This window comes from Pseudomonas sp. RU47 (assembly GCF_004011755.1).
Classification (GTDB): Bacteria; Pseudomonadota; Gammaproteobacteria; order Pseudomonadales; family Pseudomonadaceae; genus Aquipseudomonas.
Map to the genome: position 1 here is coordinate 6321493 of NZ_CP022411.1, position 13030 is coordinate 6334522.

Genomic DNA, 13030 nt, shown 5'->3' on the forward strand with positions numbered 1-13030 from the left:
GTTTGCAGCCCGACGGGCGGCAATCCCGTATGCACAAGGAGTCACCATGAAGCGCGTGTTCACCGTACTTGGCTTGCTCATCGTTGTTCTGCTCGCCGGCGTCGGCTGGTATGTCTACAGCAAACAACCGACGCGCCAGGGCCAGGTCGAACTGCGCAACCTGCAAGGCTCAGTCACCGTGCGCTACGACGAACGCGGTGTACCGCACATTCGCGCCGAGAACGAAACCGACCTCTACCGTGCCCTTGGCTATGTGCATGCCCAGGATCGCCTGTTCCAGATGGAAGCCATGCGTCGCCTCGCCCGTGGCGAACTGGCCGAAGTGCTCGGGCCGAAACTGCTCGACACCGACAAACTGTTTCGCAGCCTGCGCATCCGTGAGCGCGCCGCCAGTTACGTCGCCAGTCTCGATAAACAGTCGCCGGCGTGGAAAGGCCTGCAAGCCTACCTGGATGGCATCAACCAATATCAGGACAGCCACGCTGCACCGATCGAGTTTGACGTGCTGGGCATCCCCAAACGGCCGTTCACAGCAGAAGACAGCATCAGCGTCGCCGGCTACATGGCCTATAGCTTTGCGGCGGCGTTTCGCACCGAACCGCTGCTGACCTACGTGCGCGATCAGCTCGGCGCCGATTATCTCAAGGTTTTCGACCTCGACTGGCAGCCCAAAGGGGTGCTGGTCAACGGTCACGCCAAGCAAGCGCCGGCACTTGCCGCTGGCGACTGGAAAGACCTCAACGCCCTCGCCCGCCTCAGCGAACAGGCGCTGATCGATAATGGCCTGCCGCAGTTCGAAGGCAGCAACGCCTGGGTGATTGCCGGCAGTCGCAGCCAGAGCGGCAAGCCGCTGCTGGCGGGTGATCCGCACATTCGTTTCTCGGTACCGTCGGTGTGGTACGAAGCGCAATTGTCGGCGCCGGGCTTCGAGTTGTACGGCCATCATCAGGCGCTAGTGCCTTTCGCCTTCCTCGGCCACAACCTCGATTTCGGCTGGAGCCTGACCATGTTCCAGAACGACGATCTGGACCTGATCGCCGAGAAGGTCAACCCGGATAACCCCAATCAGGTCTGGTATCGCGGCCAGTGGACCGACATGGTTGTCACCCAACAGCAGATCAACGTGAAGGGCCAGTCGCCCGTCACCCTGACCCTGCGCCAATCGCCCCACGGCCCGATCGTCAACGATGCGCTCGGCACTGCTGCCGGCAAGACGCCGATCGCCATGTGGTGGGCGTTCCTTGAAACGCCGAACCCGATCCTCGAAGGCTTTTACCAGCTCAACCGCGCCGACACGTTGGCCAAGGCCCGCGCCGCTGCCGCGAAAGTGCAGGCGCCGGGGCTGAACCTGGTTTACGCCAACGCCAAGGGTGATATCGCCTGGTGGGCCTCGGCATTGCTGCCCAAGCGCCCGGCCGGGGTGCGGCCGGAATTCATTCTCGACGGCAGCAGCAATCAGGCCGACAAGGAGGGTTTCTACCCGTTCAGCGCCAACCCGCAGGAAGAGAACCCGGCGCGCGGCTACATTGTCTCGGCCAACTTCCAGCCGCTGTCGCCGACCGGCATGGAGATTCCCGGTTACTACAACCTTGCCGACCGTGGGCAGCAGCTCAATCGCCAGCTCAGCGACAAGAGCGTGAAGTGGACCAACGAGGCCAATCAGAAACTGCAATTGGGCACAGCGACCGGTTATGGCCCGCGCTTGCTCGCGCCGTTGCTGCCGGTGCTGCGTGAGGTAGTGAGCGATCCGGCACAGCTAAAACTGGTCGAGCAACTGGCGCAATGGCCGGGCGACTATCCGCTGGATTCAGTCAGTGCAACGGTGTTCAACCAGTTCTTGTATGACTTGGCCGATGCGGCGATGCGTGATGAGTTGGGCAATGATTTCTTCGAGACATTGCTGTCGACGCGAGTGATCGATGCGGCGTTGCCGAAACTGGCGGCGAATGCCGATTCGCCGTGGTGGGACAACCGCAGCACGCCGAACAAGGAGACCCGCGCCGATGTCGTGCGCGCGGCGTGGCAGGCGAGCATGCAGCACTTGAAGCTGACCCTGGGCGATAACTCTGCCGAGTGGAAATGGGGCGCGGCGCACACGCTGACTCACGGCCATCCGTTGGGACAGCAGAAGCCGCTGGAGCGGATTTTCAATGTCGGGCCGTTTGCGGCGCCGGGCAGTCATGAAGTGCCGAACAATCTGTCGGCGAAGATCGGCCCGGCGCCGTGGCCGGTGACTTACGGGCCGTCGACGCGGCGCCTGGTGGATTTTGCTGATCCGGCGCATGGCTTGACGATCAACCCGGTCGGGCAGAGTGGTGTGCCGTTTGACAGTCACTATGACGATCAGGCTGAGGCGTATGTCGACGGGATGTATGTGCAGGCGCATTTCAACGACGAAGAGGTGACGGCGAATACGCGCAGTACGTTGAAGCTGTTGCCGGCGCGGACAGCGCCTTAAAAGCCCCTCACCCTAGCCCTCTCCCTAGCCCTCTCCCGGGGGGAGAGGGGACTGACCGAGGTGTCTTTCGCTATGCACCGACCAGAGAGATCGAGTCGATTATGGATTCGGTACAGCAACATCACGTCGGCGTATCTCGCTAATATCCCCCAATCGGCCCCCTCTCCCTCTGGGAGAGGGCTGGGGTGAGGGTTAAAGCAACACCGCAAAATTCAGCCGAAACTGCTGCGGTGTCACCCCCAACCGCCGGTTAAACACCCCGCGCATATGTTGCGCGTCACGAAACCCGCACTGATACGCCACCGTCTTCAACGGCGCCGCCGTGCTTTCCAGCATCACCCGCGCCGCATCCACCCGCGCCCGCTCGACAAACTCCGCCGGGGTGACTTTGGCTTCCCGGGCGAACACCAGCGAGAAATTGCGCGCACTCATGTTCGCCGCATTGGCCAGATCGGCAATCGTCAGATCACCAGTCAGATTGGCCAGCACATACAACTGCACCATCGCCACCGCCGACGTAGGTTCCGCATGCGGCGTGAGGAACGGACTGAACTGTGACTGCCCACCGGAACGCTGGGTGAACACCACCAAGCGTTTAGCCACGCTCAGCGCCACTTCTGCACCGTGATCACGCGCCAGCAGGTACAGCGACAGATCAATCCCCGCCGTCACCCCAGCCGAGGTGTAGAGCGTGCCGTCCTCGACGTACAGACGATCCGCCTCGACCTGTGTGGTCGGGCACAACCGGGCCAACGCCTCGGCATCGTTCCAGTGCGTGGTGACGGTGCGCCCTTCCAGCATTCCGGCGCGCGCCAGCATGAACGCGCCATTGCAGATCGAACCGAAGCGCTGCGCCCGAGCACACGCCTCGCGCAGCCACTCGTCGAACGTCGCGCCAAAATCCATGAACGGCAGTTGCGGCCCACCGGCGACCAGCAGCAGGTCGTAGGCATCCAGCGCTTCGCTGAAATACCGATGGGCATTCAGGTTCAAACCATTGGAACAGGCCATCGGGCCGTGTTCGACGCCGATCACTTCGAGCCGATAGTGATCCTCGGGCAGCAGGAAGCGATTGGCCTCGGCGAACACATCCATCGGGCCGCTGACGTCCAGCGATTGCACGCCGGGAAACACGACGATGGCGACGGTTTTGTTCATGGCTGTGGATTCCCCCTTTAAGAGCAAAAGATCGCAGCCTGCGACAGCTCCTACAGGGGAATGCGGGCTTCTGTAGGAGCTGCCGCAGGCTGCGATCTTTTTAGCTTGGCACGATTTGCGCGTCGAATGGCAAGGATCGCAGCCATGGATCGATTGTTCGCTTTCAGCGCCGGGAACAGACTTTCCTCATCAGCGCCACAACGGCGTTTCAGTGAGGAAACCTGCCATGAGCACGACCATTGCCGGCATCAAAATTCCCGACAGCACCCTCGCCCGGGCCACCACCGAGTACATCCGCGACATCGAATCCGATCTGCTCTACCACCACTCGCGCCGGGTCTTTTTGTTCGGCGCCTTGAGCGGTGAGCGTCAGCAACTGGCCTACGATCCGGAGTTGCTCTACGTCGGCGCGATGTTCCATGACCTCGGCCTGGTCGAAGGTCATCGCAGCGCAGATGAACGTTTCGAAGTGGATGGCGCGAATGCGGCGGCAGCGTTTCTCAAACCGTACGGGTTGAGCGATGACGATATCGAACAGGTGTGGCTGTCGATTGCCTTGCACACCACACCGGGCGTGCCCAAGCATCTGCGCCCAACGGTGGCGCTGGTAACGGCTGGTGTGGAAATGGATGTGCTGGGCATGGATTACGCGACGTTCAGCACGGTGCAGCGCGAGGCAGTGGTGCATGCGCACCCGCGTGGAGAGGGTTTCAAGGAATGCATCATCTGCGCGTTCGCCGATGGCTTGCGCCATCGTCCGCAGACCACGTTTGGCAATGTGAAGACCGATGTGCTGAAGGATCAGCAGCCGGGGTTCAAGCCGATGAACTTTGTCGAAGTCATCCGCAACTCTCCCTGGACTGCATAAAACCCATGTAGGAGTGAGCCTGCTCGCGATGGCGTCCTGTCAGTTGGAAATTTCCTGACTGACACTCCGCTATCGCGAGCAGGCTCACTCCTACAGTTTGAATTGGGTTGGCCTCGAGAATGAGGCCAACCCATTAGCGCTTACGCGGCTTCCGGGCTTGGCGCCCGACGCACGTCCGGCTGCTTCCACGAATCGGCTGCGCTTTCTTCGATGGCTTGCTGGATGGCTTTCTTGCGCGCTTCTTCGGCACGGCGGCTGAAGAACCAGACCATGAAGGTCACGATCGACACGGCCAGCAGAATCAGGCTCGCCACGGCGTTGATCTCAGGCTTCACACCCAGACGCACTGCCGAGAACACTTCCATCGGCAAGGTCGTCGAACCAGGACCCGAGACGAAGCTCGCCAGTACCAGGTCATCCAGCGACAGCGCGAACGACATCATGCCGCCCGCCGCCAGCGATGGCGCGATCATCGGAATGGTGATCAGGAAGAACACCTTCCACGGCCGAGCACCGAGGTCCATCGCCGCTTCTTCGATCGACAGGTCCAGCTCACGCAGGCGCGCCGACACCACCACCGCCACATACGCCGCACAGAACGTGGTGTGGGCGATCCAGATGGTGACGATGCCACGCTCCTGCGGCCAGCCGATCATCTGCGCCATGGCCACGAACAGCAGCAACAGCGACAGACCGGTGATCACTTCCGGCATCACCAACGGCGCCGTCACCAGACCGCCGAACAGCGTACGGCCCTTGAAGCGGGTGATGCGCGTCAGCACGAACGCCGCCAGCGTCCCCAGCGCCACCGCGGCAACTGCGGTGTAGCAGGCGATTTCCAGCGAGCGCAGCACCGAGCCCATCAGTTGGGTGTTGTCGAGCAGGCCGACGTACCACTTGATCGACCAGCCGCCCCACACCGTCACCAGTTTCGAGGCGTTGAACGAGTAGATCACCAGGATCAGCATCGGCAGGTAGATGAACAACAGACCGATGACCAGCATCAGGCTGGAGAAACGGATGCGCTTCATTCTTTGCCCTCCATTTCTTTGGCCTGACTGCGGTTGAACAGAATGATCGGCACAATCAGGATCGCCAGCATCACCACTGCCAGCGCGGATGCCACCGGCCAGTCACGGTTGTTGAAGAACTCTTGCCAGAGCACTTTACCGATCATCAGGGTTTCCGGACCGCCAAGCAGTTCCGGGATCACGAACTCGCCGACCACCGGGATGAATACCAGCATGCAGCCGGCAATGATGCCGTTCTTGGACAGCGGAATGGTGATTTTCCAGAAGCTGTTGAAGGTGCTCGAACCGAGGTCGGATGCCGCTTCCAGCAGACTGTGATCGTGCTTCACCAGGTTGGCGTACAACGGCAGGATCATGAACGGCAGATACGAGTAAACGACGCCGATGTACACCGCCAGGTTGGTGTTGAGGATCTGCAAAGGCTCGTCGATAAAGCCCATGCTCATCAGGAACCCGTTGAGCAAACCGTTGTTGCTGAGAATGCCCATCCACGCGTAAACGCGGATCAGGATCGCCGTCCACGTCGGCATCATGATCAGCAGCACCAGCACCGTTTGCAGCTCTTTACGGGCGGTGGCGATGGCGTAGGCCATCGGGTAGCCGATCACCAGACAGAGGATGGTGCTGATCAGCGCCATCTTCAGCGAGCCGAGGTAAGCGGCGATGTACAACTCGTCGCCCGCCAGCATCGCGTAGTTGCCCAAGTTCAGCAGCAGTTGCAGCTTCTGCTCGGCGTACGTGTAGATCTCGGTATACGGCGGGATCGCCACGTCGGCTTCGGCGAAGCTGATCTTCAGGACGATGAAGAACGGCAACATGAAAAACAGAAACAGCCAGATGAACGGGACCCCGATGACCAACTGCCGGCCATTGGGGATTATTCGGTTGATGCGGCGTTTGAATTTGCGCATGTTCATGAGCGGAGTACCACGCCGCTGTCATCTTCCCACCACACGTAAACCTGATCGCCCCAGGTCGGACGCGCGCCGCGACGTTCGGCGTTGGCCACGAACGACTGCACCAGTTTGCCGCTCGGCAACTCAACGTAGAACACCGAGTGCCCGCCGAGGTAGGCGATGTCGTGGACCTTGCCGCTCGACCAGTTGTATTCGCAGGTCGGTTGGTCGGCGGTGACCAGCAGCTTCTCCGGACGAATCGCGTACGTGACCGATTTGTCCTGTACCGAAGTGCTGATGCCGTGGCCGACATAGATCTGCCGGTCGAGGTCCTTGCAGGTGATGGTCGCGTGGCCTTCAGCGTCATCGATCACTTCGCCTTCGAAGATGTTGACGTTGCCGATGAATTCGCAGACCAGACGGCTGGTCGGGGTTTCGTAGATGTCGATCGGGCTGCCGATCTGGGCGATCCAGCCCAGGTGCATGATCGCGATGCGCTCGGCCATGGTCATGGCCTCTTCCTGGTCGTGGGTCACCATTACGCAGGTCACGCCGACGCGCTCGATGATTTCCACCAGTTCCAGCTGCATCTGCGAACGCAGTTTCTTGTCCAGTGCGCCCATCGGCTCATCGAGCAGCAGCAGCTTCGGCCGCTTGGCCAGCGAACGAGCCAGCGCCACGCGCTGACGCTGACCGCCCGACAGTTGATGCGGCTTGCGTTTGGCGTACTGGCTCATCTGCACCAGCTTGAGCATCTCGGCTACGCGGGCATCGACTTCAGCCGCCGGGATCTTGTCCTGCTTGAGGCCGAAGGCGATGTTCTGCGCCACGGTCATGTGCGGGAACAAGGCGTACGACTGGAACATCATGTTGATCGGACGTTCGTACGGCGGCATGTCGGTGATGTCGACGCCGTCGAGGAAAATGCGCCCCTCCGTGGGCCGTTCGAACCCTGCCAGCATCCGCAGCAGAGTGGATTTGCCCGATCCCGAACCGCCGAGCAGGGCGAAGATTTCGCCTTTCTTGATTTCCAGGGACACATCGTCCACGGCAATCGTCTCGTCGAACTTCTTCGTGACCCGGTCGATTTTGACCAGCACCTGTTTCGGTGTCTGGTCGCCCTCGAGGGCTTTCTTATAGGCGCCGGAGGCAACTGCCATTTACGAAACTCCCAGAAAAAAACAATGCAGTTCGCCCCGCAAGGCGAACCCAGGATAGTGTGTGCCTTACATCCCCGACTTGACCTTGGTCCAGCTGCGGGTCATCAGACGCTGAATGTTCGGTGGCAACTCGATCGACACATAAGCCTTGTCGATAACGGCCTGCGGCGGATACACCGACGCATCGGTACGGATGGATTGTTCCATCAACTTGTCCGCCCCCGGATTGGGGTTGGCGTAACCGACGTAATCACTGACCTGAGCGATCACCTCAGGTTTCAGCAGATAGTTGATGAAGGCATGGGCCTGCTTCACGTTCGACGAATCCTTGGGGATTGCCAGCATGTCGAACCACAATGCGCCACCCTCTTTCGGCACCGTGTAGGCGATGTTCACGCCCTTCTTGGCTTCGGCTGCACGGTTCTTCGCCTGGAAGATATCGCCGGAGAAACCGATGGCCACACAGATGTCGCCGTTGGCCAGATCACCGATGTATTTCGAGGAGTGGAAGTAGGTCACGTAAGGACGCACCGCGAGCAATTTGTCGGTGGCTTTTTCGTAGTCCTTCGGATTGGTGCTGTTGGCATTCAGGCCCAGATAGTTGAGCACGGTCGGCATCATTTCATCCGCCGAATCGAGGAATGCCACGCCGCAGCTTTGCAGCTTCTTGATGTTCTCAGGCTCGAACAAAACGCCCCACGAATCGATCTTGTCGACACCCAGCACGGCCTTCACTTTATCGACGTTGTAACCGATGCCGTTGGTGCCCCACAGGTACGGCACGGCGTACAGGTTGCCCGGATCGTTCTGCTCCAGACGCTTGAGCAGCGCCGGGTCGAGATTGGAATAATTCGGCAGCTGCGAGCGGTCGAGCTTCTGGAACGCGCCCGCCTTGATCTGCTTGCCAAGGAAGTGGTTCGACGGCACGACCACGTCGTAACCGGTACGCCCGGCCAGCAACTTGCCTTCCAGGGTTTCGTTGGAATCGAAGACGTCGTAGACCGGTTTTATCCCGGTGGCTTTCTGGAAATCGGCCAGGGTGGTCTCACCGATGTAATCCGACCAGTTATAAATATGCACCGTACCGGCGGCCTGGGCTCCGACAGCAATCGTCAGGCCGGCAGTGGCCAGCAGGGCTTTGCGCAAAGAAGAAAAAATAGGCAAGTGGAGGTCCTCTAAATTAGTTGGGCCCAAGTTGCCCCGCGCTGCATGACAGCCGTGGCTGCCCGGCAACAAAACCGGCGCGCAACTTACCCTCGAAAAACCGTTCCTGCAAAACTTCCTGTCATTTAATTGATCCGCTGGCCGCCCGCGCGGGGCATGACGGCCAGCGGTTGTTGCGTCAAACCGGCTTATTTACCGGATTTGATCTTGGTCCAGCTGCGAGTGATCAGGCGCAGGGTCGCTGCGTCCAGATCGCTGATCGCGTAGAGCTGCTTCTTCACTTCAGCCGACGGGTAGATGCTCGGATCGCTGGTGATGTCCTTGTCCACCAGTGGCGTGGCAGCCTTGTTGCCGTTCGGGAAACGCACGGCGTTGGTGATGCCGGCCATCACTTGCGGCTCAAGCAGGTAGTTCATGAACTTGTAGGCGGCTTCGACGTTTTCGGCATCCTTGGGAATGGCGACCATGTCGTAGAACGTGCCAGCACCTTCTTTTGGAATGGTGTAGGCCAGCTTGACCTTGTCACCGGCTTCCTGGGCGCGGGTCTTGGATTGTTCCAGGTCACCCGAGTAACCGACGGCGACGCAGATGTTGCCGTTGGCCAGGTCGGAGATGTACTTGGAGGAATGGAAGTAGGCAACCGAAGGACGAATTTTCAGGAACAGGTCTTCGGCGGCTTTCAGGTCAGCCTTGTCCTTGCTGTTGGTCGGCTTGCCCAGATAGTGCAACGCCGCCGGAATCATTTCGGTCGGTGCGTCGAGGAAGCTTACGCCGCAGCTTTTGAGCTTCTCGATGTTTTCAGGCTTGAACACCACGTCCCAGGAATCGATCTTGTCGATGCCCAGCGCCGCCTTGACCTTGGCCGGGTTGTAGCCGATGCCGATCGAGCCCCACATGTACGGGAACGCGTGCTTGTTGCCTTGGTCGCTGGCATCGCCAACAGCCTTGAGCAGGTCTTCGTCGAGGTTCTTCCAGTTTGGCAGCTTGGACTTGTCCAGCTCCTGGTAAACACCGGCCTTGATCTGCTTGGCGAGGAAGTTATTGGAAGGCACCACGATGTCGTAACCGGACTTGCCGGCCAGCAGCTTGGCTTCCAGGGTTTCGTTGCTGTCGAAGACGTCGTAGACGACTTTGATCCCGGTGGCTTTTTCAAAGTTGGCCACGGTGTCCGGGGCGATGTAGTCGGACCAGTTGTAGACGTGCAACACCTTGTCGTCCGCCTGAGCCGCAGTCGCCATGATTCCCATCAGGGACATGGCGAGCAGAGTCTTGCCAGCGAGCTTTTTGCCTAATGCCTTCATGCGTTAATGCTCCAAATTTTTCTTTTTTGAACCACTTTGTTCAGCGGCCGAACCCGGACAACTGGAACCGCGGCTAGTCTGGCAAGATCCGAGGCGGTCTTTCAAGAAAAGACCAGCCTTTCTGACAGCTTTGAGCGCGAGCGCCACGGCTCCCCCGCTCAAAGCCTAGCACTTAGCCCTGCAACGCACTGAGGGTCAGGTCCAGGCATTTACGTGCCTTTGTCACCAGCTCATCGATCTCGGCTTTGCTGATCACCAGCGGCGGCGCGATGATCATGGTGTCGCCCACAGCGCGCATGATCAGGCCGTTGTCGAAGCAGAACTGGCGGCAGATCATGCCGACGCCCTTGCCTTCGTAACGCTTGCGAGTGGCCTTGTCCTGCACCAGCTCGATCGCGCCCAACAGACCGACTCCGCGAACTTCACCCACCAACGGGTGATCGTTCAGTTCCCGCAGACGTTTCTGCAAATACGGTGCCGTTTCGTTGTGCGCGTTCTCGATAATTTTTTCATCGCGCAGGATGCGGATGTTTTCCAGACCCACCGCCGCCGCCACCGGGTGACCGGAGTAGGTGAAGCCGTGGTTGAAATCGCCACCTTCGTTGAGCACCGCCACCACGGTGTCGCGAACAATCAGGCCACCCATCGGGATGTAGCCGGAGGTCAGGCCTTTGGCGATGGTCATCATGTCCGGCTTGAGATCGTAGAAATCACTGCCGAACCACTCACCGGTACGGCCGAAACCGCAGATCACTTCGTCGGCGACGAACAGGATGTCGTACTTGGCGAGGATTTCCTTGATGCGCGGCCAGTAGCTGTCGGGCGGAATGATCACGCCGCCGGCGCCCTGGATCGGCTCGGCAATAAAGGCACCGACGTTGTCGACGCCGACTTCGAGAATCTTCTCTTCCAGCTGATTGGCCGCCCAGATACCGAACTCTTCCGGCGACATGTCGCCGCCTTCGGCGAACCAGTACGGTTGCGCGATGTGGACGATGCCCGGGATCGGCAAGTCGCCTTGTTCGTGCATGTAAGTCATACCACCGAGGCTCGCGCCGGCCACGGTCGAACCGTGATAACCGTTCTTGCGGCTGATGATGACTTTCTTGTTTGGCTGGCCTTTGATCGCCCAGTAGTGGCGGACCATGCGCAGCATGGTGTCGTTGCCTTCGGAGCCGGAACCGGTGAAGAACACGTGGTTCATACCTTCCGGCGCCACGTCGGCAATCGACTTGGCCAGTTCCAGCGCCGGCGGGTGCGCGGTCTGGAAGAACAGGTTGTAGTACGGCAGTTCGCGCATCTGTTTGGCGGCTGCGTCGGCCAGCTCATCGCGACCATAACCGATGGCCACGCACCACAGACCGGCCATGCCGTCGAGAATCTTGTTGCCTTCGCTGTCCCACAGGTAAACGCCCTTGGCGTTGGTGATGATCCGCGGGCCTTTCTCTTTCAGCTGCTTGAAGTCGCTGAACGGGGCCAGGTGGTGATCATTGCTGAGTGCTTGCCACTCGCGGGTTTGCGGGTTGTTGCTGGTCATGCCAATTCTCCTTGTTATCGGTGAAGACGCAGCCGGTGAGGGCCGCGCCCGGCGTATCAGACGGCGAAGAGCAGGTACTCACGCTCCCAGGAACTGATCACGCGCTTGAAGTTTTCATGCTCGGCCCGTTTTACCGCGACGTAGCCAGTGATGAAGGTTTTGCCCAGGTACTTCTCGATGGTCGCGCTGTTTTCCATACGTTCCAGCGCGTCTTCGATGGTCAGCGGCAGGCGCAGGTTGCGGCGCTCATAACCACGGCCCACCACCGGCGCGCTCGGGTTGAGGCCTTCGACCATGCCGATGTAACCGCAGAGCAGGCTCGCGGCGATCGCCAGATACGGGTTGGCGTCGGCGCCCGGCAGGCGGTTCTCGACGCGACGGTTCTGCGGGCCGGCATCCGGTACGCGCAGGCCGACGGTGCGGTTTTCTTCGCCCCACTCGACGTTGACCGGTGCCGAGGTGTCCGGCAGGAAGCGGCGGAACGAGTTGACGTTCGGCGCGAACAACGGCAACAGCTCAGGAATCAGCTTCTGCAAACCACCGATGTGGTGCAGGAACAACTGGCTCATGGTCCCGTCTTCATTAGAGAAGACGTTTTTGCCGGTCTCGATGTCGATGATGCTCTGGTGCAAGTGCATCGCACTGCCCGGCTCACCGGTCATCGGCTTGGCCATAAAGGTCGCGGCCACGTCGTGCTTGAGTGCGGCTTCGCGCATGGTGCGCTTGAACACCAGAATCTGGTCGGCCAGCGACAGTGCGTCGCCGTGACGGAAGTTGATTTCCATCTGCGCCGTGCCGTCTTCGTGGATCAGCGTGTCGAGGTCCAGTTCCTGCAGTTCGCACCAGTCGTAGACGTCTTCGAACAGCGGGTCGAATTCGTTCGCCGCTTCAATGGAGAACGACTGACGACCGATTTCCGGACGGCCCGAGCGACCAATCGGCGGCTGCAACGGATAGTCCGGGTCGTCGCTGCGCTTGGTCAGGTAGAACTCCATTTCCGGCGCCACGATCGGCTGCCAGCCTTTGTCGGCATAGAGTTTGAGGACCTTTTTGAGGACGTTGCGCGGCGACAGCTCGATCGGGTTGCCTTGCTTGTCGTAGGTGTCGTGGATCACCTGCGCGGTCGGCTCGATGGCCCACGGCACCATGTACACGGCGTTCTGGTCGGGGCGGCAGATCATGTCGATGTCGGCCGGGTCGAGCAGTTCGTAATAGATGTCGTCTTCGACGTAGTCGCCGGTCACGGTCTGCAACAGCACGCTTTCTGGCAGACGCATGCCTTTTTCGGCAATGAACTTGTTGGTCGGCGAAATCTTGCCCCGGGTGATACCGGTCAAGTCGGCGATCATGCATTCGACTTCTGTGATCTTGTGGTCTTTCAACCAATCGGTGAGCTGGTCGAGGTTGGTACTCATAAATGCCTCTGGGCTGAGTCTCCTGACATGATGTCAGGCAAA

10 protein-coding genes are annotated in these 13030 nt (G+C 60.0%); 2 read left to right on the top strand and 8 right to left on the bottom strand.

Going from position 1 to position 13030, the window contains the following annotated elements:
- Positions 1-46 precede the first annotated feature (46 nt).
- The gene (locus tag CCX46_RS29030) at positions 47-2458 is read left to right on the top strand and encodes a penicillin acylase family protein (RefSeq protein WP_127930159.1); all 2412 of its coding nucleotides are present in this window, start codon (positions 47-49) and stop codon (positions 2456-2458) included.
- A gap of 192 nt (positions 2459-2650) precedes the next feature.
- On the opposite strand, the gene CCX46_RS29035 is transcribed toward CCX46_RS29030, so the two are convergent.
- Positions 2651-3616, bottom strand: a complete 966-nt coding sequence (locus CCX46_RS29035) for a GlxA family transcriptional regulator (protein WP_127930160.1) — start codon at positions 3614-3616, stop codon at positions 2651-2653.
- A gap of 226 nt (positions 3617-3842) precedes the next feature.
- Here CCX46_RS29035 and CCX46_RS29040 point away from each other — a divergent pair, with 226 nt between their 5' ends.
- A complete protein-coding gene (locus CCX46_RS29040; protein ID WP_127930161.1) occupies positions 3843-4484 on the top strand; it encodes an HD domain-containing protein in 642 nt (213 codons plus the stop codon).
- Between the two features lie 140 nt (positions 4485-4624).
- Here the strand turns inward: CCX46_RS29040 and CCX46_RS29045 are convergent, their stop codons facing one another.
- The 7 genes from CCX46_RS29045 to CCX46_RS29075 all read right to left on the bottom strand — a co-directional run bounded on the left by CCX46_RS29045 (position 4625) and on the right by CCX46_RS29075 (position 12988).
- Complete coding sequence (locus tag CCX46_RS29045) at positions 4625-5515, bottom strand: ABC transporter permease subunit (protein WP_007913861.1); 891 nt, start codon at positions 5513-5515, stop codon at positions 4625-4627.
- Positions 5512-6393 carry an ABC transporter permease subunit gene (locus tag CCX46_RS29050; protein ID WP_174245145.1) on the bottom strand — a complete coding sequence of 294 codons (882 nt, stop codon included), beginning with the start codon at positions 6391-6393 and terminating at the stop codon, positions 5512-5514. The genes CCX46_RS29045 and CCX46_RS29050 overlap by 4 nt, the downstream gene beginning before the upstream one ends.
- A gap of 35 nt (positions 6394-6428) precedes the next feature.
- Entirely contained in the window at positions 6429-7571 is a 1143-nt protein-coding gene (locus CCX46_RS29055) for an ABC transporter ATP-binding protein (protein ID WP_007913856.1), read from the bottom strand.
- Between the two features lie 66 nt (positions 7572-7637).
- On the bottom strand, positions 7638-8735 hold the full coding sequence (locus tag CCX46_RS29060) for a polyamine ABC transporter substrate-binding protein (RefSeq protein WP_127930162.1): 1098 nt from the start codon (positions 8733-8735) through the stop codon (positions 7638-7640).
- Positions 8736-8923: 188 nt separating this feature from the next.
- Positions 8924-10036: a polyamine ABC transporter substrate-binding protein gene (locus CCX46_RS29065; RefSeq protein ID WP_127930163.1), complete on the bottom strand. Its 1113-nt coding sequence runs from the start codon at positions 10034-10036 to the stop codon at positions 8924-8926.
- 172 nt (positions 10037-10208) lie between these two features.
- Positions 10209-11573, bottom strand: a complete 1365-nt coding sequence (locus CCX46_RS29070; RefSeq protein ID WP_008085326.1) for an aspartate aminotransferase family protein — start codon at positions 11571-11573, stop codon at positions 10209-10211.
- Positions 11574-11629: 56 nt separating this feature from the next.
- Positions 11630-12988 carry a glutamine synthetase family protein gene (locus CCX46_RS29075; RefSeq protein ID WP_126367462.1) on the bottom strand — a complete coding sequence of 453 codons (1359 nt, stop codon included), beginning with the start codon at positions 12986-12988 and terminating at the stop codon, positions 11630-11632.
- Positions 12989-13030 lie beyond the last annotated feature (42 nt).

Bases quoted from the DNA above. Each gene is read 5' to 3' on its own strand.
- CCX46_RS29075 (WP_126367462.1), bottom strand. From the start codon at position 12,988: ATGAGTACCAACCTCGACCAGCTCACCGATTGGTTGAAAGACCACAAG.
- CCX46_RS29055 (WP_007913856.1), bottom strand. From the start codon at position 7,571: ATGGCAGTTGCCTCCGGCGCCTATAAGAAAGCCCTCGAGGGCGACCAG.
- CCX46_RS29030 (WP_127930159.1), top strand. From the start codon at position 47: ATGAAGCGCGTGTTCACCGTACTTGGCTTGCTCATCGTTGTTCTGCTC.
- CCX46_RS29040 (WP_127930161.1), top strand. From the start codon at position 3,843: ATGAGCACGACCATTGCCGGCATCAAAATTCCCGACAGCACCCTCGCC.
- CCX46_RS29035 (WP_127930160.1), bottom strand. From the start codon at position 3,616: ATGAACAAAACCGTCGCCATCGTCGTGTTTCCCGGCGTGCAATCGCTG.
- CCX46_RS29070 (WP_008085326.1), bottom strand. From the start codon at position 11,573: ATGACCAGCAACAACCCGCAAACCCGCGAGTGGCAAGCACTCAGCAAT.
- CCX46_RS29065 (WP_127930163.1), bottom strand. From the start codon at position 10,036: ATGAAGGCATTAGGCAAAAAGCTCGCTGGCAAGACTCTGCTCGCCATG.
- CCX46_RS29045 (WP_007913861.1), bottom strand. From the start codon at position 5,515: ATGAAGCGCATCCGTTTCTCCAGCCTGATGCTGGTCATCGGTCTGTTG.